This is a genomic window from Bradyrhizobium betae (assembly GCF_004123905.1).
Classification (GTDB): Bacteria; Pseudomonadota; Alphaproteobacteria; order Rhizobiales; family Xanthobacteraceae; genus Bradyrhizobium; species Bradyrhizobium betae_A.
Window position 1 is genome coordinate 212,840 of sequence record NZ_MZXW01000053.1, and the last position, 24,144, is coordinate 236,983.

At 64.1% G+C, this 24,144-nt stretch carries 24 protein-coding genes; 17 read left to right on the plus strand and 7 right to left on the minus strand.

The annotated features are described in order from the left end of the window. Positions 1-250: 250 nt before the first annotated feature. The 5 genes from tolQ (at position 251) to B5V03_RS36160 (ending at position 6,470) form a co-directional block, all read left to right on the plus strand. Positions 251-967 carry a protein TolQ gene (gene tolQ / locus B5V03_RS36135; RefSeq protein WP_129275167.1) on the plus strand — a complete coding sequence of 239 codons (717 nt, stop codon included), beginning with the start codon at positions 251-253 and terminating at the stop codon, positions 965-967. Positions 968-1,010: 43 nt separating this feature from the next. Continuing rightward, positions 1,011-1,460: a protein TolR gene (tolR, locus tag B5V03_RS36140; protein WP_129275169.1), complete on the plus strand. Its 450-nt coding sequence runs from the start codon at positions 1,011-1,013 to the stop codon at positions 1,458-1,460. A 4-nt stretch (positions 1,461-1,464) separates the two neighbouring features. After that, on the plus strand, positions 1,465-2,424 hold the full coding sequence (locus B5V03_RS36145) for a protein TolA (RefSeq protein ID WP_129275171.1): 960 nt from the start codon (positions 1,465-1,467) through the stop codon (positions 2,422-2,424). Between the two features lie 23 nt (positions 2,425-2,447). Beyond that, the gene (tolB, locus tag B5V03_RS36150; RefSeq protein ID WP_433995369.1) at positions 2,448-3,806 is read left to right on the plus strand and encodes a Tol-Pal system beta propeller repeat protein TolB; all 1,359 of its coding nucleotides are present in this window, start codon (positions 2,448-2,450) and stop codon (positions 3,804-3,806) included. Positions 3,807-4,139: 333 nt separating this feature from the next. Beyond that, positions 4,140-6,470 carry a putative bifunctional diguanylate cyclase/phosphodiesterase gene (locus B5V03_RS36160; protein WP_129275175.1) on the plus strand — a complete coding sequence of 777 codons (2,331 nt, stop codon included), beginning with the start codon at positions 4,140-4,142 and terminating at the stop codon, positions 6,468-6,470. Position 6,471: 1 nt separating this feature from the next. Here B5V03_RS36160 and B5V03_RS36165 read toward each other — a convergent pair whose 3' ends face one another. The 5 genes from B5V03_RS36165 to B5V03_RS36185 are packed head-to-tail and all read right to left on the minus strand — an operon-like array spanning position 6,472 to position 8,010. Further along, complete coding sequence (locus tag B5V03_RS36165; RefSeq protein ID WP_245502449.1) at positions 6,472-7,095, minus strand: PepSY domain-containing protein; 624 nt, start codon at positions 7,093-7,095, stop codon at positions 6,472-6,474. Further along, on the minus strand, positions 7,067-7,375 hold the full coding sequence (locus tag B5V03_RS36170; RefSeq protein ID WP_129275179.1) for a hypothetical protein: 309 nt from the start codon (positions 7,373-7,375) through the stop codon (positions 7,067-7,069). Before B5V03_RS36170 ends, B5V03_RS36165 begins: the two co-directional genes overlap by 29 nt. Before the next feature lie 40 nt (positions 7,376-7,415). Continuing rightward, the gene (locus B5V03_RS36175; protein ID WP_245502450.1) at positions 7,416-7,634 is read right to left on the minus strand and encodes a hypothetical protein; all 219 of its coding nucleotides are present in this window, start codon (positions 7,632-7,634) and stop codon (positions 7,416-7,418) included. Further along, positions 7,628-7,813, minus strand: coding sequence for a hypothetical protein (locus tag B5V03_RS36180; protein ID WP_129275181.1), 186 nt, complete (start codon positions 7,811-7,813; stop codon positions 7,628-7,630). The genes B5V03_RS36175 and B5V03_RS36180 overlap by 7 nt, the downstream gene beginning before the upstream one ends. Continuing rightward, positions 7,810-8,010 carry a hypothetical protein gene (locus tag B5V03_RS36185; protein ID WP_129275183.1) on the minus strand — a complete coding sequence of 67 codons (201 nt, stop codon included), beginning with the start codon at positions 8,008-8,010 and terminating at the stop codon, positions 7,810-7,812. Before B5V03_RS36185 ends, B5V03_RS36180 begins: the two co-directional genes overlap by 4 nt. Positions 8,011-8,153: 143 nt before the next feature. Here B5V03_RS36185 and B5V03_RS36190 point away from each other — a divergent pair, with 143 nt between their 5' ends. The 3 genes from B5V03_RS36190 to B5V03_RS36200 all read left to right on the plus strand — a co-directional run bounded on the left by B5V03_RS36190 (position 8,154) and on the right by B5V03_RS36200 (position 9,573). Next, on the plus strand, positions 8,154-8,408 hold the full coding sequence (locus tag B5V03_RS36190) for a hypothetical protein (RefSeq protein ID WP_129275185.1): 255 nt from the start codon (positions 8,154-8,156) through the stop codon (positions 8,406-8,408). Positions 8,409-8,482: 74 nt separating this feature from the next. Then, positions 8,483-8,920, plus strand: a complete 438-nt coding sequence (locus tag B5V03_RS36195) for a hypothetical protein (protein ID WP_245502451.1) — start codon at positions 8,483-8,485, stop codon at positions 8,918-8,920. Between the two features lie 8 nt (positions 8,921-8,928). After that, positions 8,929-9,573 (plus strand): TetR/AcrR family transcriptional regulator, encoded by a 645-nt coding sequence (locus tag B5V03_RS36200; RefSeq protein ID WP_129275189.1) that lies wholly within the window; start codon positions 8,929-8,931, stop codon positions 9,571-9,573. A 37-nt stretch (positions 9,574-9,610) separates the two neighbouring features. Here B5V03_RS36200 and B5V03_RS36205 read toward each other — a convergent pair whose 3' ends face one another. Then, the gene (locus B5V03_RS36205) at positions 9,611-10,264 is read right to left on the minus strand and encodes a TetR/AcrR family transcriptional regulator (RefSeq protein WP_129275191.1); all 654 of its coding nucleotides are present in this window, start codon (positions 10,262-10,264) and stop codon (positions 9,611-9,613) included. A gap of 250 nt (positions 10,265-10,514) precedes the next feature. Between B5V03_RS36205 and B5V03_RS36210 the strand changes: the two genes are divergently transcribed. The 9 genes from B5V03_RS36210 to ftsH all read left to right on the plus strand — a co-directional run bounded on the left by B5V03_RS36210 (position 10,515) and on the right by ftsH (position 22,872). Then, positions 10,515-11,252 carry a sensor histidine kinase gene (locus B5V03_RS36210; protein WP_245502452.1) on the plus strand — a complete coding sequence of 246 codons (738 nt, stop codon included), beginning with the start codon at positions 10,515-10,517 and terminating at the stop codon, positions 11,250-11,252. Then, on the plus strand, positions 11,249-12,367 hold the full coding sequence (locus tag B5V03_RS36215) for an efflux RND transporter periplasmic adaptor subunit (RefSeq protein ID WP_129275194.1): 1,119 nt from the start codon (positions 11,249-11,251) through the stop codon (positions 12,365-12,367). Before B5V03_RS36210 ends, B5V03_RS36215 begins: the two co-directional genes overlap by 4 nt. Beyond that, positions 12,364-13,440, plus strand: coding sequence for an efflux RND transporter periplasmic adaptor subunit (locus B5V03_RS36220; RefSeq protein ID WP_129275195.1), 1,077 nt, complete (start codon positions 12,364-12,366; stop codon positions 13,438-13,440). Before B5V03_RS36215 ends, B5V03_RS36220 begins: the two co-directional genes overlap by 4 nt. Continuing rightward, the gene (locus tag B5V03_RS36225; RefSeq protein WP_245502453.1) at positions 13,437-16,625 is read left to right on the plus strand and encodes an efflux RND transporter permease subunit; all 3,189 of its coding nucleotides are present in this window, start codon (positions 13,437-13,439) and stop codon (positions 16,623-16,625) included. The genes B5V03_RS36220 and B5V03_RS36225 overlap by 4 nt, the downstream gene beginning before the upstream one ends. Positions 16,626-16,809: 184 nt before the next feature. Continuing rightward, positions 16,810-17,535: an N-acyl amino acid synthase FeeM domain-containing protein gene (locus B5V03_RS36230; protein WP_129275196.1), complete on the plus strand. Its 726-nt coding sequence runs from the start codon at positions 16,810-16,812 to the stop codon at positions 17,533-17,535. Between the two features lie 271 nt (positions 17,536-17,806). Beyond that, a complete protein-coding gene (pal, locus tag B5V03_RS36235) occupies positions 17,807-18,295 on the plus strand; it encodes a peptidoglycan-associated lipoprotein Pal (RefSeq protein ID WP_129275197.1) in 489 nt (162 codons plus the stop codon). Between the two features lie 206 nt (positions 18,296-18,501). Further along, positions 18,502-19,542, plus strand: a complete 1,041-nt coding sequence (gene ybgF, locus B5V03_RS36240; RefSeq protein WP_129275198.1) for a tol-pal system protein YbgF — start codon at positions 18,502-18,504, stop codon at positions 19,540-19,542. Between the two features lie 64 nt (positions 19,543-19,606). Then, on the plus strand, positions 19,607-20,668 hold the full coding sequence (gene tilS, locus B5V03_RS36245; protein WP_129275199.1) for a tRNA lysidine(34) synthetase TilS: 1,062 nt from the start codon (positions 19,607-19,609) through the stop codon (positions 20,666-20,668). 278 nt (positions 20,669-20,946) lie between these two features. Next, positions 20,947-22,872 carry an ATP-dependent zinc metalloprotease FtsH gene (gene ftsH / locus B5V03_RS36250; RefSeq protein ID WP_129275200.1) on the plus strand — a complete coding sequence of 642 codons (1,926 nt, stop codon included), beginning with the start codon at positions 20,947-20,949 and terminating at the stop codon, positions 22,870-22,872. Between the two features lie 411 nt (positions 22,873-23,283). Here ftsH and B5V03_RS36260 read toward each other — a convergent pair whose 3' ends face one another. After that, entirely contained in the window at positions 23,284-24,141 is an 858-nt protein-coding gene (locus tag B5V03_RS36260; RefSeq protein WP_206736238.1) for an alpha/beta fold hydrolase, read from the minus strand. Positions 24,142-24,144 lie beyond the last annotated feature (3 nt).

Consider the following 24,144-nt stretch of genomic DNA (forward strand, 5'->3'; position numbering starts at 1 on the left):
GCTCCCGGTAACCCCGCATTAACTATCGCTGGCGTCTGGTAAATGGCGGAAAGTCGCGCCCGGAGCCCTTAGTTTTGACATCTTGGCGGGGAAAGCAGACGGCCGGCTTTAGACGAGCCCCTGCACCCCAGAAAGACAAGGCTTTGAGCGGGCTTGCCGGCCCGCCGGTTCTAGCGCGGCCATTGGGGAACCGGCAGCCATTTAGCTCGCCGGGACATCAGATAACGATCGCCTTGAGAGGATACTGCTTATGAATCCGGCCGAAATGGCTCAGTCCGCCCTTCCGGTTGCCGCATCCGCCGACGTGTCGCTGATCGCGCTGTTCTGGCAGGCTCACTGGATCGTGAAAGCGGTGATGCTGGGGCTTCTCGCCTGCTCGGTCTGGGTCTGGGCGATCGCCATCGACAAGATCTTCCTGTTTGCCCGCACCCGCCGCTCGATGGACCGTTTCGAACAGGCTTTCTGGTCCGGCGAGTCGATCGAGGAACTCTATCGCACGCTCTCGGCCAAGCCGACGCACTCGATGGCGGCGTGTTTCGTGGCTGCGATGCGCGAGTGGAAGCGTTCGTTCGAGAACCAGGCCCGCTCGGTCGCGGGTCTTCAGATGCGCATCGACAAGGTGATGAACGTGTCGATTTCGCGCGAGATCGAGCGGCTGGAACGCCGGCTGCTGGTGCTTGCTACCGTCGGCTCCGCCGGCCCCTTCGTCGGCCTGTTCGGCACGGTCTGGGGCATCATGTCGAGCTTCCAGTCGATCGCGGCGTCGAAAAATACCTCCCTGGCCGTGGTGGCCCCGGGCATTGCGGAAGCGCTGTTTGCGACCGCCGTCGGCCTTATCGCCGCCATTCCTGCCACTATTTTCTATAATAAGTTCACTTCCGAGGTGAACCGGCAGGCCCAGCGGCTCGAAGGCTTCGCCGATGAATTTTCAGCCATTCTGTCCCGTCAGATCGACGAGCGGGGCTGACGGACGGCATGTATAGTGTGAAGGGCAATTTGGGCACCAGACCATGGGCATGAACGTCGCGAGTTCGTCCGGAGGCGGCGGGCGCCGCAGCCGGCGCAAGCCGGTCATGGCCGAGATCAACGTCACGCCGATGGTCGACGTGATGCTGGTGCTGCTCATCATCTTCATGGTGTCGGCGCCGCTGCTCACAGTCGGCGTGCCGCTCGACTTGCCGCAGACCCAGGCCAAGAGCCTCGAGCAGAACGACCAGAAGCCGATCCAGATGTCCGTCGACATAAAGGGCAAGGTGTTCATCGCCGACGCCGAGATCGCGATCAACGAGCTGATCCCGAAGCTGAAGGCGATCACGGACGCGCGGGGCGGCCTTGAGGAGCGCATCTATCTGCGCGCCGACAAGAAGGCGGATTACGGAACGGTGGCCAAGGTCATGGGCCTGTTGTCCGGCGCGGGCTTCAAGAAGCTGGCGCTCGTCACCGAGGCGGATCAGGGATAGACCGGTGAAGGTGAACGTCGACAAGACACTGGTTGCGTCGATTGCTCTCCACGTCCTCGTGCTGGGATGGGGGCTGGTCACCTTCAGCAGCAGGGCTTTCGTGCCGGCGGAAGAGTCGCTTCCGGTCGACATCATCTCCTCCGATCAGCTTGCGAAGATGATGTCGGGGCAGAAGACCGGCAAGAAGGAAGAGCCGAAGCCCAAGGTCGAGAAGATCGCCGAGGCCAAGCCCGAGGAAGACGCTGTCGGCAAGGTCACCGAGAAGAAAGAGCTGATCAAGACCAGCTCGACGCCCGAGCCGCCGCCGAAGCCCGTCGAGAAGCCGGTCGAGAAGAAGCCCGAGCCGCCCAAGCCCGTCGCCGAGGCCAAGCCGAAGGAAGAGCCGAAGCCGCAGGAAAAGAAGCCTGACCCGGCCAAGGAAGATCCGATCGCAGAGCTTCAGAAAAAGTTGGACACCAAGAAGCCGCCGCCCAAGCCTGTAGAGCAAAAGGTTGCGGCAGTGCAGCCTCAGCAGCAGCCCAAGCCGAAGGAGCGCTCTTTCGATCCCGCGCAGATCCAGCGTGACCTCGACAAACGCGCCGCGACCCGGCACGAGCTCGCCGGCTCGACACTGAATGCGTCGGCCTCGCTGGGAACGACGTCGGGGACGGCCTCCAACAATGTCGCGACCTGGCGGGGCGCGTTCACGAGCGCGGTCCGGCGCTGCTTCACGCCCACCTATAACGGACAGGACGCCGATCAATACGAGGCCGACATCGATATCCCGATGAAGATCGACGGCTCGCTTGCGTCCGAGCCGATCATCGTCGAGGTGCGAGGCCCATCCAAGTCGATTGCCCAGGCCGTGGCCGAGAGCGCCAAGCGCGCCATCGTGCAATGTCAGGTCTATTCGTTCATGCCCAGGCAGCAATATGAAGGCTGGAAGAAGATCGAAATGACTTTCGGCCTGAAAGACATGTTGTGACATCCGAACAAAAGAATTTTGCGATGAATGACGTCCGATTGATGAACCGCCGCCGCTTCATGACCCTGACGGGATCGACGCTCGCGATGCTCGGGAGCGGACACAGCTTCGCCCAGGGACGAATTCGCATCGATCCTACCGAGTTTCGGCCGATTCCGATTGCGATCTCCAACTTCGTACCCGGGTCGCCTGCCGACGGCGACGTCAGCAACGGCGTCACCCAGGTCATCACCAACAATCTGAAGCGCTCGGGCCTGTTTGCCCCGATCGACCAGGCCGCCTTCATCGAGCGCATCAGCAACATCGACGTCGCGCCGCAATTCCAGAGCTGGAAGACCCTCAACGCCCAGGCTCTCGTCACCGGCCGCATGACGCGGCAGCCGGACGGCCGTCTCAAGGCGGAATTCCGCCTCTGGGACGTCGTCACGGGCCAGCAGCTCGCCGGCCAGCAATATTTCACCTCGCCGGAATATTGGCGCCGCATCGCCCACATCATCTCCGATCAGATCTATGAGCAGATGACCGGCGAAAAGGGCTATTTCGATAGCCGCGTCGTGTTCGTGGACGAGACCGGTCCGAAGGAGCGCCGCGTCAAGCGGCTCGCCATGATGGACCAGGACGGCGCCAATGTGCGCTACCTGACCCGCGGCTCGGACCTCGTGCTGACGCCGCGCTTCTCGCCGAACTCGCAAGAGATCACCTACATGGAGTTCGGGCAGGGCGATCCGAAGGTCTATCTCTTCAACATCGAGACCGGCCAGCGTGAGATCGTCGGCAACTTCCCCGGCATGACTTTTGCGCCGCGCTTCTCGCCCGACGGCCAGCGCGTCATCATGAGCCTGCAGCAGGGCGGCAATTCCAACCTGTTCGTGATGGATCTGCGCTCGCGCTCGACAACGCGCCTCACCGACACGCCGGCGATCGACACGTCTCCGTCCTATTCGCCGGATGGCACGCGCATCTGCTTCGAATCCGATCGCGGCGGCAGGTCACAGATCTATGTGATGGCGGCGGGCGGTGGACAGGCGCAGCGCATCTCCTTCTCCAAGGACGATACCAACGCCACCTATTCGACGCCGGTGTGGTCGCCGCGCGGCGACTACATCGCCTTCACCAGGCAGGGCGGCGGGCAGTTCTCGATCGGCGTCATGAAGCCGGACGGCTCCGGCGAACGGCTGCTGACCTCCGGCTATCACAATGAAGGCCCGACCTTCTCGCCGAACGGCCGCGTGCTGATGTTCTTCCGCGATCCCGGCGGCAGCGGCGGGCCGTCGCTGTTCTCGGTCGACATCTCCGGCCGCAACGAGCTGAAGGTGCCGACGCCGGGCTTCGCCTCCGACCCGGCATGGTCGCCGCTATTGTCCTCGACGGCGGGGCAGTAGAGCGTTTTCGAGCGAAGTGGGTACCGGTTCGCGTAAAGAAAACGCGTCAAAACAAGAATCCAGAGCCCGTTCCGATTTCATTGGAACGTGGTTCTGGTATCGCGCATTTGGACGCGCGATGTTTTCGAAAAAATGCGCCGATTTTTTCGGGTTCGGTGGGGAAAGCAAGTTTTCCTTCACCTTGTGCCCGGCAACGCTTGCCTAGTTGCTTGATATTTCAGCCGAAACAGGTTCGCTATTGCCGAAAAACAACTCGACTTTAACGATGTTCCCTCAGAAAGACTTCACTTGGTCTGGGTAAAAGTACGCGCCAAACAGGACGCGTAACAAGCAATGCAGCTGGCCGACCAGAAGCAGAGCGATCGAGACGAGCTGGAGCCGATACTCTACGCCGCTCTCATCAACTCTATGGTTCAGAATTTCTGGGCGATCTTTTTGGGCTCGGCCTCCGCGGCCGTGGCCGCGGTCATGACTGCGCTGAAGACGGGCGATGTCTGGCTGTGGCCGCTCGCATTTCTGCTGATCGCCATCGGCACCGCGCGCGCGTTCCAGATGCGCGGATATGAAAACCGCACGCACGCATTGTCATTCGAAGAAGCCAAGTATCTGGAGCCGCGTTACTGGTTCGGTGCGCTCAGCTTTGCGGCGTTGCTCGGCCTGTGGTCTTTCGTCGTCATCTACAACAATGACGATGCGGTGGCCGACATGCTCTGTGTCGCCATCGGCATCGGTTACACCGCTGGCGGCGCCGCCCGCAATTACGGCCAGCCCCGGGTGATCCAGTGGCACGTCGCGCTCGCCTGCGGTCCGATGTCGCTAGCGCTCCTGCTGCACGGCGGCTTCTATCACATCGGGCTCGCCATCCTGCTCGTGTTCTTCTTCGTCGGACTGAAGAACATCAACCTCAGCCTGCATGCGATCTTCGTCAAGGCGCTGACCTCGAGCTTCCGCGAATCCGCGCTGGCGAGCCAGTTCGATACCGCGCTCAACAACATGCCGCATGGCCTCTGCATGTTTCGCGCCGACGGACGCCTTGCGGTGATGAACCATCGTTTCGGCGAGCTGATGGGCCTGCCGGAGGACCTCGTCAAGCGCGGCGCCACCGCCGCCGACATCGTCTCGGCCTGCGTCGCCGCAGGCTCCCTCTCGGCGGAGAGCGGCAACCAGGTTCTGGCCGAGATCGAGCATGCGCGGATCTGCGAGATCGTTACCACCGACCCGGATCTCTCGCGCGGCCGCACGCTGGCCTGGACGTTCCAGCCGATGACCGGTGGCGGCACCGTGCTGCTGCTGGAAGACATCACCGAGCGCACCAATGCGGAAGCCCGCATCAGCCATCTCGCCCGCTATGATGAGCTCACGGCGCTGCCCAACCGGGTCTCGTTCCGCGACGAGATCGAGCGGCTGCTGGCGCAATCGCACCATGCCGAACGGCTCTCCGCGCTGCTGTTCGTCGATCTCGACCAGTTCAAGCAGGTCAACGACACGCTTGGTCATCCCTGCGGCGACCAGCTTCTGTGCGCGGTCGCCAACCGCCTCCGCGAGATGCTGCGTCCCGAAGATTTCGTCGCCCGCTTCGGCGGCGATGAGTTCGTCGTGTTCCAGCAGAACATCGGCGCGCCCGAGGATGCCGCGAGCCTCGCCCGCCGCATCGTCGAACGCCTGAGCGAGCGCTATCGCATCGACAATCACCTCGTCGAGATCGGCGCCAGCGTCGGCATCGCGCTGACCTCGCCGGACGGCGTCAGCGCCGATACGCTGCTCAAGAACGCCGACATGGCGCTGTACCGCGCCAAGGCCGACGGCCGCGGCACCTTCTGCTTCTTTCGCGACGAGATGGCGGCGACCGTCGAGGCCCGCCGCATCCTCGAGCTCGACCTGCGCAAGGCGCTGGCGAACGAGGAGTTCGAGCTGTTCTACCAGCCGCTGGTCAACCTCAAGTCCGGCAAGATCACCACCTGCGAGGCGCTGCTGCGCTGGAACCATCCGGTGCGCGGCACGGTCTCGCCGGTCGATATCATCCCGGTCGCCGAGGACATGGGCCTGATCGTCGATCTCGGCCGCTGGATCCTGCGCCGCGCCTGCATGGAATGCATGAAATGGCCTGATAGCGTCAGCGTCGCCGTCAACTTCTCGCCGCAGCAATTCCACCAGCGCGACGTGCTCAGCGAGATCCGTTACGCGCTCGAAGTGTCGGGCCTGCCGGCGCATCGCCTCGAGATCGAGATCACCGAATCCTCGCTGCTGCGCAACACCCAGCTGACCCACGATATCCTGTCGCAGCTGCATGCGCTCGGCGTGCGCATCTCGCTGGACGATTTCGGCACCGGCTATTCGAGCCTCAGCTATCTGCACAATTTCCCGATGCAGAAGGTCAAGATCGACCGCTCCTTCCTGGAAGGCATCGACACCGACCGGCCGCTGACGCTGCTGCGCGGCGTGGCGCGGCTGTCGGCCGACCTCGGCATGGCCGTCGTGGTCGAGGGCATCGAGACCAACGAGCAGCTCGAGCTGATCAGCGCCGACGGCACCGTCTCGGAGGCGCAGGGCTATCTGTTCAGCCGTCCGGTGCCTGCCGTGCGGATGCGCCAGCTCCTCAACGCCTCGCATGGACGGCGCGGCGAGAGCCTGCTCCAGGTCGTCGGCTCGCGCTCCTTCGCCTAGTCTAGCGATGGACCGAGCTTTGCTTTGCGACCTTGGGCGGCTCGAGCATGACTTCCTTCAAATCATCGCCGACGGCGACGACAACGACGAAGTTCAGCCTGCCGTCCTGCCTGACGAGCCCCCCGGCAAGCGCGCTGCCGGCCGCAGCCCGCTCCGCGACCTGCACGGCGTCCGACAATTCCTGCTTGATCCACCTGAGAGCAATCATGTTGGCGAGGTCTTCGCGACCGAGTTCTCGCAGCGAAGACGTCACTTCCTTTCCGGCCGTGCTGCCGGTGTTCGCGTCGATGGCATTCTCCCATACCTGTTCATTCCTGATCGTGCGGACGCGGTAGACGGGGGAGCCGGCGGACTCGAAGCTGATGTCCGCCGTCTTCGAGCCCTCATGGAGACGTTCGGCGATTGCCATGGCGCGGCTGAGCGGGACGCGGGTCGTGCGGAACTCCGTGAGTGCGCGGCGGACCGCGGCGTCGCTCTGCGTGGTCGCGCTGCGGCTGTCGGCATCCGCAGGATTCTGCACGTCCGCCGCGGCGCCGGTCGCTGCCAGCAATGAGGACCCTACGATCAGGACAAGCAAATATCGCTTCGACATCGGATCAATCTCGGTCAGGTTGGGCAGTTGCATGCACGGCCGCGTGGGCGACGACGATCTCGGAGGGCGCGGGGAGTGACTGATTCGTATCGATCACGACACGCTCCGGTCCCCTCACCGCAGAGTGGATGAGGATCGGAGGCCGCGCGGGATCCTCATCTGCAAAGCGACCAGCCGACGGGGCCGGCAGCATCGAGCCTGCTGTCCAGATCAAAGCGAGCAACGCGCCGCCGACCGAGAGAAGATAGCCGCGCAAGGGAAGCGCGGTTTCGGTCGCCGGGCCGGCGCGCATGAGGAAGGATCGTCGGCTCACGGTACACGGCTCCTGATGGTCATATCACGCTGTCTCATCGTCAAATGCTCCACGGCCGCCGATGCTTGCGCGCGAGCTCCGCATCGAGATAGCCGCGCTCGTCGACCCAATCGGTGGGACAATAGGTTGCGACTTTCGGGTCGATCGTGAACCTGTCGCGCTGGAGCGCCGCCCGCGTCCCCGTGATCCCAGTCCACACGGCTTTGCCGGTGTCCGGATCCACTTCCATCACGTCGTACACTTTCGTGAAGTTCAGCATGTCATCGCACCGGTACTCTCTGCTCCGGCCCTGTGCGTGAGACGGTCGGTTTCCCCGCGTGCAACACCTCTGCGCGCCAGCTCGGACTCGATGATGTCGAACACATATTCGACCGGCGCGATCCAGACGTTCACCCGGCAAATGATGCAATCGCGGGCAATCAGCAGGGCCGGCGTCATGCCATCGTCTTCCGCTCCAGCCGGCCAGGGCTGTGCTTGCTCTCCGCAAGCGAATGAGCCCCGGCAATCACCGCGATCGCGATGCTCAGCAGCAGGCTCGACGCCACGAGGCACACGCCGACGACGACATTCAGCGATGCGACGGCGAGCCCTGGCATTGGATTTTCGCGCATCAAGGCGAACAGCGGACTTGACATTCTCTGCCTCCTAAATAAAATAAACCGTATAGTTCATATAAATCGAACACGACGTCGGTGTCAAGGCAAGGACGTCACAAGCGCGTGTGCAGGCGGGCCAAGGTGGCTCGCAAACGAGGCTCCCAGCAAAGAGAGGAACTGACATGACGAGATTGATGCCGGCGCTGCTCGCGGCGATCGTGGTCGCGCTTGGCAGCGCAGCAGCTTCTGCGCAGGACAACCAGGGCACGCCAGAGCAGAGGGCAGCCTGTATGGCCGACGCCTTTCGACTGTGCAGCGCCTACATTCCCGATCCGCCGGGAGTCGAAGCCTGTCTACGACAGAGGAAATCGGACCTGAGCGAAGGCTGCAAGGCGGTATTCGAGCAGGCGTCCGCCGGATCGACGAAGGTTAGATAAGGAGCGACGTGGCGGTTGATTTGACCGGCGCTGTCTGGATCAAATCCGCGCCGCGGCGGCAAAGGAGCGATCGCATGACCACCGTGTACATACCGGCCCTGGCTGCCTTCGGCGGCTCTGCGTTCGGCGCGCTCTCGACCATCGTCAGTGGATGGTTCAGCGGGCGACGAAGGCGCCGCGAGCTTCATCATGCCCGCTCGTTCTCGAAGCGCGAACAATTGTACCATAGCTTCATGGAGGAGGCATCACGGCTCTATGCCGAGGCCCTGGTCAATGATCAGGCCGAAATCCCGCAACTGGTCAGCCTCTATACGCTGGTCGGACGCATGCGGATCTTGTCGAGCAACGAGGTCGTTCAGGCCGCCGAGCGAGCCGGGCACCTGATCATCGAAGCCTATCTGTCGCCAAATCGTACATTCGTCGATCTCCCCAGATTCATTGAGGAGATGGATCCCTTGCGTGATTTCGGACAGGCCTGCCGCCGCGAGCTGATGAACATTCCGGCGCAGTGAGAGACGTTATGCGCGAACAGATTGACGATCGAACGAGGACCGCCCGCCGCAGGATCATGCAGGCCGCTATCCATCTCTACGGCGAGATGGGACACAATAAGACCACCGTCGGCGACATCGCGCGGAGCCTGTCGATGTCATCAGCCAACGTCTATCGATTCTTTCCCTCGAGGCGAGCGATCGAGGAGGCTGTGGTGCAGGAGGTGCTCGATGAAACGGTCAGTGCGGCGGCTGAGGCGGCCGGTGGCAGTGGGCCAGCGCTGCGGCGCCTGGCCGCAATCCTGAAGGCCATCGCCGACTGCAATGAAGCCCGACCGGCGAAGCATCGACGACTGCACGACCTGATAGCTCAAGCCGTGCGTCAGAACTGGACGGTCGTTCTCGCCTACGACGACAGGATCCGAGGATTGGTGCGACCGATCATCGGCGCCGGGCAAGCACGCGGCGAACTGCAGGGCGGCAGTCCGATGGCGCTGACCTGCTGCCTGCTGCAAGCCATGGATGTCCATCTCAATCCTTCGCGGGTCGGGGCTGCGACGCTGCGGCCAAGCTTCGACGAGATGTTGAGATTTTCTACGGGCGCTTTGCGTCGCGCGCCATTCCTGCAGCCGGCCGGGATGACAGCTCACGTACAGCTCAGGGTCGCCGGCTGAGGCGAATGCTTCCAAGCCGACCGTCCAAAGAAGACAGCTAGGACGACCAGTCCGTTTCGCAGGCTGCCAGGAAAAAGCCGACGCGCTCGCGCACGAAGCCCGGAAGCTCCTTCTTCAGATCTTTCTGAGTTTCACCGACAAGCGAGCGAAACAGCATCGGCAGCAGAATCAGGTCGAGAAAGATCTGCGCGGTGGCGCGGCTTCGCTTCGGGCTGAACGGTCCCCTTGGCGTCCGCGCGAGCTTCTGCGTGGCGTCGTCCAGCAGCTGGGACACCGCGTTCAGGGAGCGATCACGTGCAGCGTCGTGGACGTTGCGGCTCAGTTCGGGAAAGCGCTGTGATTCGGCGATCGTCGCGCGCACCATGCCCAGCGATTCCTCGACCACTCTTTCGACGAGGGCTGTCCCGAGGCTCATCAGCTTGTCCTCGATGGTGCGGCCCTCAGGCGAGAAGCCCTCGAAGTCCGTCAAGCCCTCGATGGTGCGGGCCACCACCGCCGCAAACAGCGCCTCTTTACCGGGGAAGTGGGCGTAGATCGTCGGCTTGCTCGCAGGAGCGAGCTCGGAAATGTCGTCGATGCTGGCGCTGCGGTACCCCTTCTCCAGAAACAGCTGCTGGGCGGCATCGAGAATTCGCGCCTGTGCGTCGCCGGCAAGATCCTTGGGCGGTCTGCCTCGCTTCGTCTTCTTCATTTTGGCCTCCGAATTCACGAGTCTGTGCGCATTGCTTTCCGACTTGACACGGGGGACGAAGAAAGGCAAGAAAAAGAAAATATACGGTATAGTTTATTAAGTCGTCAGGCCACAACGCTTTGTAGGCTTTGCGAGTGCTCCCGAAAGATCGGGGTCGCAAAGGTGGGGTGTTCGTCCCCGATTCATTCGCGTCGAATAGGAGAATGTCGTGACTGTTTTGAGCCCAGCCCCGTCCGGCTTGCAGGAAGGCGTGCTGCTGCGCGAGCTGAATCGCAGGGTCACCAATGGTGTCGCCTTGGCCATCGACCTTGTCGCCGCCGCGGCCATCCGGGTCGAGGGGACGGAAGCCAAATGTGCGCTCGGCGATGTCGTCGAGCTGCTGCACGGCTACGCCGACGTGCATCGTGCGCTGGCCATGCCAACGGGCGACACGCTGATCCATGCCGCGACCTGCATCCGCAGGCTGGGCTCTGGCATGCGCCGCGCGCTGCTAGACCGGATGACGATTCAACTGGCATTCGCGACCCAGTCCATCGCGCTCCAGCCGGAGCGTTGCTGGCATCTGGGCCTCATCGTCCATGAACTCGTGATGCACGCGGCACGGCACGCCTGCTTCGACGCGCGGGCCGGGCAGATCAAGATCAAGCTGACGCGCACCGGCGCGCTGCTGAACTGCGTGATCCTGGACAACGGAACGCGCCCCGCCCGGGATGCCTCGGATCGCGAGTTGCGAATTGCGAGGGATATCGCGAGGGCGCTCGGCGGCCGGATCGAGCAGGGTTTCGGCGCCGAATTCACCTCGATTGTTCTCTCGTTCCCGCTGACCGAACGCGAACGGGGGGCGAACTGGACCATTGCGACGCGCCAAATGAGGGCTCCGCGCCGCACGAGAGCCATTGCTTCGAATGACGCAACGCACGCGTCTTTGCGATCCGCGGATGCGCTTGGCGCGCTGTTGTCGCTTTCTCATCCAACGGACGCGTCATGACAAATCAATGCTCCAATCCGTCCCGTCAAAGGCCACGTGCGGCGAAGGCGCTAGTCCTGGCAACCGCGCTCGTCAGCACTGCGCTGAGCGGCTGCAATGATCACGCGCCGCAGACGGCCACGCGCGCCGCGCTGGTCAGAACCGCGGTCGTGCAGCCGCGGGACCGGCAAGCCTCTCTCACGCTGACGGGAGAGGTTCAGGCACGCTTCCGTGCCGATCTCTCTTTCCGCGTCAGCGGACGTGTGGTTGCACGCACAGTGGACGTCGGCGCTCACGTCAACAAAGGCGACGTCCTGGCCCGGCTTGATCCCGCCGAGCAACAGGCCGATGTCGATGCCGCGACCGCAGCAGTGGCCTCCGCCGAAGCCCAGCTGCGCGTGGCGAAAGCCACGTTCGAGCGGCAGAAAGCGCTGATCGCAAGCGGCTTCACGACCCGGACCGCTTATGACCAGGCACAGGAAGGTCTGCGAACGGTGGAGGGCGTGCTGGAAGCAGCCAAGGCGCAGCTCGGGACTTCGCGCGATGCGCTCGGCTATACTGTCCTGCGCGCTGAAGCCGATGGCGCCATTACCGCGCGAAATCTCGAGGTCGGCCAAGTGGTGCCGGCCGCGCAACCCGTGTTCTCGCTTGCGCAGGATGGCGAGCGTGATGCCGTCTTCGAGGTCTATGAATCCGTCTTCCTTGGCCAGACTGACAGCCGCTCTGTGACGCTGGCGCTGGTCTCCGATCCCAACGTGACGGCGACGGGTGAGGTGAGAGAGATTTCACCTGTTATCGACGCGAAGAGCTCCACGATCCGCGTCAAGGTGTCCATCCACAATCCGCCGCCCCCGATGATGCTGGGCAGCGCCGTCGCAGGATCGATCAAGGCCAAGGCGCAGAACGAGATCGTTTTGCCGTGGAGCGCCCTGATGGCTGCGGGCAAGAAGCCCGCCGTCTGGACCGTCGACCCCAAAACGCAGACAGCGTCGCTGAAGCGCGTCACGGTCGGCGCTTATGAAGCCGGTCAGGTGCTGATCAAGGCAGGCCTCGCGTCCGGCGAGCGCGTCGTCATCGATGGCGGCAAGCTTCTGAGCGCCGGCCAGCCCGTCACCTTTGAAGGAGACCGGTCATGAAGCGACAGGTCATGTTGATCGCCGGCACGCTCGCGGCGGCCTCGTTGCTCACCGGTTGCCAGCAGGAGACGAACGCGCCGGAGCCCGTGCGCCCCGTGCTCTCAATGGTGACCAAGCCGAACAGCGGTGACAGCACGGCTGCCGTGGGTGTCGTCGAGCCGCGCTACAAGACCAACCTTGGCTTTCGCGTGCTCGGACGGCTGACTTCGCGCCCGGTCGATATCGGCGACCTCGTCAAGGAAGGTCAAATCATCGGAACGATCGATCCCACTGCGCTCGATCTCGCCGTTCGCGCGGCAAGGGCGCAGCTGGCGAAGGCCGAGGCGCAGCTTGCGACGGCTAAGGCCACGGAGGAGCGGCAACGCACGCTCATTACCAGCGATGCGACCACCAGGCAGACGCTGGACAATGCCGAACAGGCACGCGCCGGCGCAGAAGCAAGCGTTGCGCAGGAGCAGGCGAGCCTGACCAAGGCCATCGAGCAGCTCGGCTATGCCCGGATCAAGGCCGACTTCGGCGGCGTCGTCACCGCCGTCGGCGCGGAAGTCGGCCAGGTGGTCTCGCCGGGTCAAACCGTAGTGACGGTCGCGCGCCCGGACATTCGCGAGGCGGTGGTCGATATCGGGGAAGACCTGCCCGTGCCGCTCGAAGTCGGTCTCCCATTCAGTGTCAGCCTGCAACTCCTCCCCGCCGTTCAGGTCGAGGGAAGGATTCGCGAAATCGCGCCGCAAGCCGACGCGATGACGCGGCTGCGACGCGTCCGGATTGCGCTCGACAACCCGCCCGAAAGCTTCCGTCTTGGCGCGACTGTCACGGCAAAGCTCGGCAAGGACCAGAGCAAAGTCCTGCGCCTGCCGGCATCAGCGGTGCTCGCCAAAGACGGCGTCGACTTTGTCTGGGTGGTCGATCAGTCCGCCGGCACCGTCTCGCTGCAGAAGATCGATGGCGTCGCCGAACCGGCGGGTATCCGCGTCACCGGCGGACTTGCCGCAGGCACCCGCGTCGTCACCGCCGGAATTCACAGCCTCAAGCCGGGACAGCACGTCCGCTTCGAACAGGATCAAGAGCCATGAAGTCGTTCAACCTCTCCGACTGGGCGCTCGGCCATCGTTCGCTCGTCTGGTATTTCATGATCGCCTTCATGGTGGCCGGCCTGTTTGCCTATCTCCAGCTGGGACGGCAGGAGGATCCTGACTTCACCATCAAGACCATGGTGATCCAGGCGCAGTGGCCGGGCGCCTCGCCCGAGGAGATGACACGTCAGGTCACCGACCGGATCGAGAAGAAGCTGGAGGAGCTGGAATCGCTCGACTACACCAAGAGCGTGACGGTCGCGGGCCAAGCCACCGTCTTCGTCTACTTGCGCGATTCGACCAAGGCGGCCGACGTCAAGCCGACCTGGGTGCGCGTCCGCAACATGATCGCAGACATCAGGGGTGATTTTCCCCAAGGCGTGATCGGACCCGGTTTCAACGACCGCTTCGGAGACGTCTTCGGCAACGTCTATGCCTTCGCCAGTGATGGCTTGAGCCAGCGCCAGCTCCGCGATCAGGTCGAGGACATCCGCGCCAAGGTGCTGACCGTGCCCGATGTCGGCAAGGTCGACATTCTCGGCGCGCAGGACGAGGTGATTTATCTCGAATTTTCGACCCGCAAGATCGCAGCGCTCGGTCTCGACGTTCATGCCATCATGAACTCGCTGCAGGGCCAGAACGCGGTGGCGCCCTCCGGCGTGTTCCAGGAGGGGCCGGAGCGGATCAGCGTCCGTGTCAACGGCCAGTTCACATCGGAGGCCAGCCTCAAGGCAGTCAATCTTCGCATCAACGACCGCTTCTTCCCGCTGACCGATGTCGCGACCGTCACGCGCGGCTACGTCGATCCGCCGTCAACCCTCTTCAGATACAACGGCCAGCCCGCCATCGCGCTCGCAATCGGCATGAAATCCGGCGCCAACCTGCTCCAGTTTGGCGAGGCCCTGAAGGAAGAGATGACGAAGGTCATCGCCGACCTGCCGATCGGCGTCGGAGTGCACCTCGTTGCGGACCAGCCGGTCGTGGTTGAACATGCCGTTTCGGGCTTCACCGAAGCGCTGTTCGAGGCCGTGATCATCGTGCTCGGCATCAGCTTCCTGAGCCTGGGAATGCGAGCGGGTCTCGTGGTCGCCATCGCCATTCCGCTCGTGCTTGCGATCACCTTCGTCGTGATGGCCTATTGCGGCATCTCGCTTCAACGCATTTCGCTCGGAGCCTTAATCATCGCGCTTGGTCTCTTGGTCGACGATGCCATGATCGCGGTCGAAATGATGGTGGCGCGGCTCGAGATCGGAGATCCCCTCGAAAAGGCGGCGACCCATGTCTATACATCGACCGCATTTCCGATGCTGACAGGGACACTGGTCACCGTGGCCGGCTTCATCCCGATCGGGCTCAACAGCAGCAACGCCGGCGAGTTCACCTTCACCCTGTTCGTGGTGATCGCGGTCTCGCTGATCGTCTCGTGGGTCGTCGCCGTCTTGTTCACGCCGCTGCTCGGCGTCACCATCCTGCCGGCCAGGATAAAGGGACATCACGAGCAGAAGGGCCGCACGGCTCAAATGTTCGCGCGCCTGCTGCTGTTCTGCATGCATCACCGCTGGAGCACCGTTGCCGTCACGGCCGGCGCCTTCCTGCTCGCCCTGTTCGGATTGCAGTTTGTGCAGCAGCAGTTCTTCCCATCATCGGACCGCGCCGAGCTCGTGATCGACTGGAACCTGCCGCAGAACGCCTCGATCGCCGACACCAACGCTCAGTTGGCTCGCTTCGAGCGCGAGCAGCTGCAAGGAAACGACTCCGTCCAGCACTGGTCCACCTATGTCGGCACCGGCGCGCCGCGCTTCGTGCTGTCGTTCGACCTGCAGACCGCCAATACCTGGTTCGGCCAGCAGGTGATCGTGACCAAAGGCGGCATCGCCGCGCGCGACAAGCTCAAGTCGCAGTTCGAGGATTATTTGAGGAAGACGTTCCCGGGCACCGACACCTATGTCAAGCTGCTCGAGGTCGGCCCGCCCGTGGGGCGTCCGGTGCAATATCGCCTGAGTGGCCCCGATATCGCCGAGGTTCGCGACCTGTCGCAGAAGCTTGCCGGCGTCGTTCGCAGCAGTCCTGATCTCGGCAACGTGGTGTTCGACTGGATGGAGCCCGCGCGCGTCGTCAAGGTCGACGTGCTCCAGGACAAGGCGCGCCAGCCCGGCGTTACCTCGGAAGACATCGCCACCACGCTGAACTCCGTGCTCCAGGGCTCGCCGGTCACACAGGTGCGGGACAGTATCTATCTCGTCAACGTCACGGGACGCGCGACCGCGCCGGAGCGCGCCTCGATCGACACGTTGCGCGACCTCCAATTGACCGGTCTCGGTGGCCAATCGGTGCCGCTCGGCGCCGTCGCCAATCTGCGCTACGAGCTGGAGCAGCCTACGATCTGGCGCCGCGCCAGGATTCCGACCATCACTTTGAAAGCCGCGGTCGTCAGCAACGTTCAGCCGAAGACGGTCGTCGACCAGCTCGCGCCGAAAGTAGCGGACTTTGCAAAGCAGCTGCCCGCGGGTTACACGATCAAGATCGGCGGCTCGGTGGAGGAGAGCGCCAAGAGCCAGGGGCCGATCATCGCGGTGGTGCCGCTGATGCTGTTCGTCATGGCGACCGTGCTGATGGTGCAGCTGCAGAGCTTCTCGCGCCTCTTCCTGGTTTTCGCGGTCGCGCCACTCGCGCTGATCGGCGTCGTCATGGCCATGCTGCCGAGCGGTGCGCCACTGGGCTTCGTCGCCATCCTCGGCGTGCTGGCCCTCATCGGCATCCTGGTACGCAACTCCGTGATCCTGATTGTGCAGATCGAGGATCTGAAGAAGGAGGGCAGGCCGGCCTGGGATGCCGTGGTGGAAGCAACCGAGCACCGCATGCGTCCGATCCTGCTGACGGCCGCTGCCGCGAGCCTCGCGCTCATTCCGATCGCGCGGGAGATCTTCTGGGGCCCGATGGCCTACGCCATGATGGGCGGCATCATCGTCGGCACGCTGCTGACGCTGCTGTTCCTGCCGTCGCTTTATGTCGCCTGGTTCGGAATTCATCCTGAGCGCAGCGATGAAACATCGGCAAGGGAGAGGGAAGGAGAGCATGGCGGCGCTTCGCCAGCGGCGTTTTTGGGGCACGGCGCGCCGGCACCCGTCGGCCGGGATCGTGCGCCGAGCCTGCCTTCGACTTTCGCAAAGCACGCTGCAAAATAGTCTAAGCTCCGCTTCCAAAATTTCCCTGTCGTTTCAGTCTGTTGCTGGCCACCGTAGTGCTACGGGGGTTAACCCTAACCGTTCGATTGCTTTGCTTCGTTGTTAAGAAGCTGTTAATAAATCACCACGCGCGTAAGTTGTCCTCGCGCGTATGTGGTGAGCGGTGGTGCGTAAGGAGTTGGGAATGCAGTCCTCAGCCAGAGCGATCATTTCGGCTGTTGGACGGGGTGCGGAGCTCCTGACCGACGTCGATTATCATCTTGCGGAGACGGACGCCGAGAAGGAGGAGATCTACAATCTCCGCTACCGCGCCTATCTGCGCGAAGGCGCCGTCAAGGACTCGGCGGCAGCGCGCGTCACCGACCGCTACGACGAACTGCCGAACGCATGGACCTTCGGCGTCTATCTCCGTGGCCAGCTCTGCAGCTCGGTGCGCATCAGCGTGCTGACCTCCGAATGGCGCGAGTCCACGTCGGCCGACGTCTTCCCCGAGATCCTGCTGCCGCGGCTCGATCGCGGCGAGGTCATGATCGATCCGACCCGCTTTGTCGCCGATCCCGACCAGGTCAAGCGGGTTCCGGAATTGCCCTATCTGACGACCCGGCTCGCCTACATGGCGTGCGAGCATTTCAATGCCGATCTCGGCCTTGCCATCGTGCGTCCCGAGCATCAGGCGTTCTACAGGCGGGTGTTCCTGCACGAGACCATCGCCGAGCCCCGGCTCGTGCCCGGTCTCACCAAACCGTTCGGCTTGATGGCGGCCGATTTCCCGACCTTCCGCAAGAAGGTGTTCGAACGCTATCCGATCATGCGCTCCACCGCCTTCGAGCGGCGGATGCTGTTCGGGCGCGGTGGCCAGCGTCAGGTCCCGCAGCGGCCGGTGCTGGTGGCGGAAGCCGCGCTCGCCTGATCGAGGCGCCCATGCCGCGCTGAAGGCGCTCTCGGGATTCTCCGCGCTCAGGCCCAAAATTCAAGCAACGCCAGCGTTTTTGCCGGCTAGCGCGGCTTGCCTTCACCCTCGCGCCACATTTACAACCCATTAACCATCACGGTTGCTTTTCGCGGGTTGGGGGCATTTGACCGGCTGAGGCAAGGTTCCGTCAAGGTTGACGGAACGTTCGCTTAACCAACCCCCTGTAGACCGGACAGCAGTGGACGAACGTGAGCGTGGAGGCTCCGGAATGACTAATCCTATGCGTATCCTCCAGGGATTGAAGCTGGCCGCGGTGGTCGCCATCGCACTATCGATGGGCGCTTGCGCCAAGCAGAACTCGGCCCTGGACGCCAACGGAAGCGTGGCAACCCCCGGCAGCCAGCAGGACTTCGTGGTGAACGTGGGCGACCGCGTGTTCTTCGAGAGCGACCAGACCGATCTCACCCCGCAGGCGATCGTGACCCTGGAGAAGCAGGCGCAGTGGCTCCAGTCCTATCCGCGCTACTCCTTCACCATCGAAGGTCACGCCGACGAGCGCGGCACCCGCGAATACAACATCGCGCTCGGCGCCCGCCGCGCCCAGTCGGTGCGTTCGTTCCTCGCCTCGCGCGGCATCGATGCCAACCGCATGCGCACGATCTCCTACGGCAAGGAGCGGCCGGTGGCCGTCTGTAACGACATCTCCTGCTGGTCGCAGAACCGTCGTGCTGTGACCGTGCTGAACGCGAGCTCCTGACGTCCAGTCAGGTCCCTGACACTTCGGTCAGGCGCCGTTCATCTTCAGGAATCGATGATGCCGGCGCCCTCTCGGGCGCCGGTTTCGTTCAGCGATCTGTGACAGAAACCCCGTGGTGCCAGTCACATTTTTGGCGTAGTGCCTTCCGATGTGTGGCGCGTCGAAGGTTCCGTCGCAGACCATTTCGCTTTCGTCGTCAGGGCAAGATGTCATCCAGATCCAAGGTCTTTACCGGCACCGTGGCCATCGCCGCGCTGCTCTCTTTCTGCTCGCCTGTTCTGGCGCAGTCGGACGATGATCCCGAGATGCGGATCGAGCGGCTGGAGAACCAGCTGCGCCAGCTCACCGGCCAGAACGAAGAGCTGCAATACCGCAACCGCCAGCTCGAGGACCGCCTGCGGGCGCTCGAAGGCGGTGCGCAGGCCGCGCCCGGACAGGGCCAGCCCAATGCCGCCGCCGTGCCGCCCGCACAAGTCGCGCCGTCTTATCGCCAGCAGCAGCAGGCCGTGCAGCCGAATTACGAGCAGCCGCAGATCGCCGCGCCCGCGCCGATCATCCAGGAGCAGCCGGCGCCCGGCGCCCCCGGCACGCGCCGCCGCGGCGATTCCTTCGACCCGAGCCAGAACCCGAACGCCCCCGGCGCGCCGCGCGCGCTCGGCGGCGGACAGCAGCCGATGCCGGCGGGCGGTGGTCAGGTCGGCGCGCCCGGCGGGCGCAACGCCGGCGAGCCGCTCGATCTCGCCAACACCAGCCCGCGCTATCAGCAAGGCGTGCCGCCGGCAGCCCAGCCCGGCTATCCGCCGGCCCAACAGGGCTACCCGCCCGCAGCCGCCGGCCCTGGCCTGACGACGCTGCCGCCGTCGGCAACGCCGCGCGACGAGTTCGACCTCGGCATCGGCTACATGCAGCGCAAGGACTACGCGCTTGCTGAGCAGACCATGAAGAATTTTGCGCAGAAATATCCCAGCGACCCGCTGCTCGGCGACGCGCAATACTGGCTCGGCGAGAGCTACTATCAGCGCCAGCAATATCGCGACTCCGCGGAAGCCTTCCTCGCCGTCACCACCAAATACGACAAATCGGCCAAGGCGCCGGATGCTCTGCTGCGGCTCGGCCAGTCGCTGGCGGCGCTGAAGGAGAAGGAGGCCGCCTGCGCCGCCTTCGGCGAGGTCGGCCGCAAATATCCGCGAGCGTCGGCCGGCGTCAAAGCCGCGGTGGATCGCGAGCAGAAGCGGGTGAAGTGCTGATCCGCTGACAAAGCGGATGGCGTTGCGCTAAACAGCCGGTCCACCCGCGGACGATTGCAGCGTCATGCCAGACGACGACAATTCACCGATCTCGGCCCGCGCGGCGAAGCAGCTCTTCGCCGGGCTGAAAAGCGCGCCCGCGCTGGTGCTCGCGGTCTCCGGCGGGCCCGACTCGGTTGCGTTGATGTGGCTCGCCGCACGCTGGCAGCGCAGTTTTTCGCGCGGTCCTCGTCTTCTCGTCGTCACCGTCGATCACGGCCTGCGCCCGGAAGCCGCGCGTGAGGCGCGCGAGGTCAAGCGGCTCGCCACCGCGCTTGGCCTGACGCACCGGACCTTGCGCTGGCGCGGCACAAAGCCGAAGACGGGATTGCCTGCCGCTGCGCGCGAAGCCCGTTACCGTTTGCTTGCGCAGGCGGCGCGCGCCGCCGGCGCGAGCCACGTGCTGACTGCCCACACCCGCGATGACCAGGCCGAGACCCTGGTGATGCGCCTGCTCCGCGGCAGTGGCCTCGCGGGGCTCTCGGCGATGGCGCGCCTCACGGAGCGCGACGGCATCGTGTTGGTGCGCCCGCTGCTCGATGTCCCGAAGGCGCAGCTGATTGCGACCTTGAAGCGGGCGAAGATCTCTTTTGCCGACGACCCCACCAACCGCGACACCGCCTTCACCCGGCCGCGGCTGCGCGCGCTGTTGCCGCAGCTCGCGGCCGAGGGCGGCGATAGCAGGAGCCTTGCGCGGCTCGCCGCACGCCTGTCGCGCGCCAATGCGGCGGTCGAGGTGCTGGCTGACGGAGCCGAGCGCTTCCTCCTTTTGCGGGATCGCGGCGATGCGCCGCAGGTGGGCGTCCGAAGCTTCGAAGCCGAAGCCTTTGCCCTTCTTCCGGAGGAGGTCCGGCTGCGGCTGCTGCTGCGAGCGGTCAATGCCCACGGCCATGAAGGGCCGGCGGAACTCGGCAAGGTCGAAACCCTCCTCGCCGCGCTCGATCAGGCCGTGGCGACCGGTCCTCGTGCCCCCGCAAATGGCCGTGCGATCCTGAAGCAGACCCTCGCGGGAGCCTTGATCAGCCTTGCTGGCGGGCGTATCCACATCAGGCCTGCACCGGCCCGGCGGTCCCCAAAGGACTTGTAGGGGGACGTGAAGGGCGGATCATGACACCGGCCGTTTCCGCTGTACCGCGTCAGGACACCTTAACCAGGCAGGAAAAACCCCGGCCAGGTCGCCATTATTTCAGCGGGAATCGCTCTAAGATGGGATAAATAGTCCCATCTCGTTCCCTTGGCAGCGACCGGGGCGGCACCTAAATTGTATGCGTCTAACCAAGAGGATTCCTTGGGGATTTCCTCGCACAGACCAAAGTAACTGCCCAAGGATCAGGCCGCGATCCGCGCGACCACGAAGGAAGATCGATGAACGCCAATCTGCGCAATTTCGCCCTCTGGGTCATCATAGTGTTGCTGCTGTTGGCGTTGTTTACGCTCTTCCAGAATCCGGGGCAGCGCGCCTCCTCGCAGGACATCGCCTTCTCCCAGCTGCTGAGCGAAGTTGACCGCGGCAATGTGCGCGACGTCGTGATCCAGGGGCCGGATATCCACGGCACCTTCACCAACGGCTCGAGCTTCCAGACCTATGCGCCGAACGACCCGACGCTGGTGAAGCGGCTCTATGACAGCAAGGTCCAGATCACCGCGAAGCCGCCCGGCGACAACGTGCCGTGGTTCGTCTCGCTGCTGGTCTCCTGGCTGCCCTTCATCGCGCTGATCGGCGTCTGGATCTTCCTGTCCCGCCAGATGCAGGGCGGCGCCGGCAAGGCCATGGGCTTTGGCAAATCGCGCGCAAAGATGCTGACGGAGGCGCATGGCCGCGTCACCTTCGAGGATGTCGCCGGCGTCGATGAAGCCAAGCAGGACCTGCAGGAGATCGTCGAATTCCTGCGCGATCCCGGCAAATTCCAGCGCCTCGGCGGTCGCATTCCGCGCGGCGTGCTGCTGGTCGGCCCTCCCGGCACCGGTAAGACCCTGATCGCGCGTGCGGTCGCGGGCGAAGCCAACGTGCCGTTCTTCACCATTTCCGGTTCGGACTTCGTCGAAATGTTCGTCGGCGTCGGCGCCTCTCGTGTGCGCGACATGTTCGAGCAGGCCAAGAAGAATGCGCCCTGCATCATCTTCATCGACGAAATCGACGCGGTCGGTCGTCACCGCGGCGCCGGTCTCGGCGGCGGCAATGACGAGCGCGAGCAGACGCTGAACCAGCTGCTGGTCGAGATGGACGGTTTTGAGGCCAACGAGGGCGTGATCCTGATCGCCGCGACCAACCGCCCCGACGTGCTCGATCCCGCGCTGCTGCGTCCGGGCCGCTTTGACCGTCAGGTCGTGGTGCCCAATCCTGATGTCGTCGGTCGCGAGCAGATCCTCAAGGTTCACGTCCGCAAGGTGCCGCTGGCTCCCGATATCAACCTCAAGACCATCGCGCGCGGCACCCCCGGTTTCTCCGGCGCCGACCTGATGAACCTCGTCAACGAAGCAGCCTTGACCGCCGCGCGCCGTAACAAGCGCATGGTGACCCAGGCCGAGTTCGAGGAAGCCAAGGACAAGGTGATGATGGGCGCCGAGCGCAAGTCGCTCGTCATGACCGAGGAAGAGAAGTTGCTGACGGCCTATCACGAGGGCGGCCACGCCATCGTCGGCCTCAACGTCGTCGCGACCGACCCGATCCACAAGGCGACCATCATTCCGCGCGGCCGTGCACTCGGTATGGTCATGCAGCTGCCCGAACGCGACAAGCTGTCGATGTCGCTGGAGCAGATGACCTCGCGACTCGCCATCATGATGGGTGGCCGCGTCGCCGAAGAGCTGATCTTCGGCCGCGAGAAGGTCACCTCGGGTGCGTCCTCCGACATCGAGCAGGCCACGCGCCTGGCCCGCATGATGGTGACGCGCTGGGGCCTGTCCGAGGCGCTCGGCACCGTCTCCTATGGCGAGAACCAGGACGAGGTGTTCCTGGGCATGTCGGTGTCGCGCACCCAGAACGCATCGGAAGCCACGGTTCAGAAGATCGACACCGAGATCCGGCGCTTCGTGGAAGAGGGCTACAACGAAGCGACGCGCATTCTCACCGAGAAGCGCGCCGACCTCGAAGCTCTCGCCAAGGGCCTGCTCGAGTTCGAGACGCTCTCCGGCGACGAGATCATCGACCTGCTCAAGGGCAAGAAGCCGAACCGCGAATCCGTGCTCGAGCCGACCACGCCGCGCGCCTCCGCCGTGCCCCCGGCCGGCAAGTCGCCGCGCCCGCGGCCCGATGCCGATCCGGGCCTGGAGCCCCAGCCGCAGGCGTAATCGAGAGCGGCAGATAAGATTGAAAAACGCGGCGGAGACGCCGCGTTTTTTGTTGGCTGATACTCAGCTCTCGTGCCCCGGACGCAGCGCAGCGCGTCGCCCTTGCGACGTGGTGCGCTGCAGAGCCGGGGCCCACGCGGCAACGCAGTGTGCGGCCGTCTGGGTCCCGGCTCTGCGCCGCAACGCCAAGAGCGTTGCAGCGCGTCCGGGACACGAGAGGGACGTTGTCGCCACACACTCCGTCATTGCGAGCGCAGCGAAGCAATCCAGAGTCTGTTGAGAGAGTGATGCTCGCAATCACGTGCACCGGTTTCGTAGGGTGGGCAAAGGCGCGTAGCGCCGTGCCGACGATCTCTCGGTTGTCACAACGGAAGTCGTGGGCACGCTTCGCTTTGCCCGCCCTACGAGATCTCACTTCGCCGCAGCGCCACCGCGCCCCAGAAAGCGCAGCACATCATCATTGAACTGCTCGGGGTCCTGCAAAAACGCGAAATGACTGACCTCGGGCTGGATCAGCAATCCCGCGCCCGGAATGCTCGCCGCCATGAACTCGGTATTCTCGCGCTTGATCGCCTCGTCGTGGTCACCGTCGACGATCCAGGTCGGCACCTTGATCGCCGCGAGGTCGGCGGCCGTCCATTTCGGCTGGCTCTCCCACATCTTGGTGATCTCCGCGACAAAACCCTTGTACTCCGTCGGCGTCGGCGAGAGGCGCTTGTACTCGTCGCCGGCTCTGGCGATGTAGGCGTTGAAGACGTCGTTCGTCGCGATATCCGCAACGCCTGACGGATCCGAGTTCGCGGCAAAGGCGAACAGCCTGCTCACCCGCTCCGGGTGCTTCATCGCGATGTCGAGGCCCATGATCGCGCCGTCGCTCCAGCCGACAATCGCGGCCTTCTTGATCTTGAGGTGATCGAGCAGGGCGACCACGTCCGAGGCCATCAGATCGTAGCCATACGGGTCCTGGTTGCGGCTGCTGCGCCCATGCCCGCGGCTGTCCATGACGATGACCTGATAGTGCCGTTGCAGCGCACGGACCTGGTGGCCCCAGTAATTGGCGTTGGCGAGGCCGCCATGCAGCAACAGCACGGGCTCGCCGCGGCCGAACATGGCGTACCAGATCTTGACCCCGTTGACGGGCGCGAGGCCGCTTCTCGCGGCCTTGGGCAATGTCGGTGTCGGCGGCAGGTTCAGCCATTGCGGCGCCGCATACGCCGCGCTGATCGCGACCGTGACGAGAAGGGCGGCGAAAAGATTACGAAACATCATGAT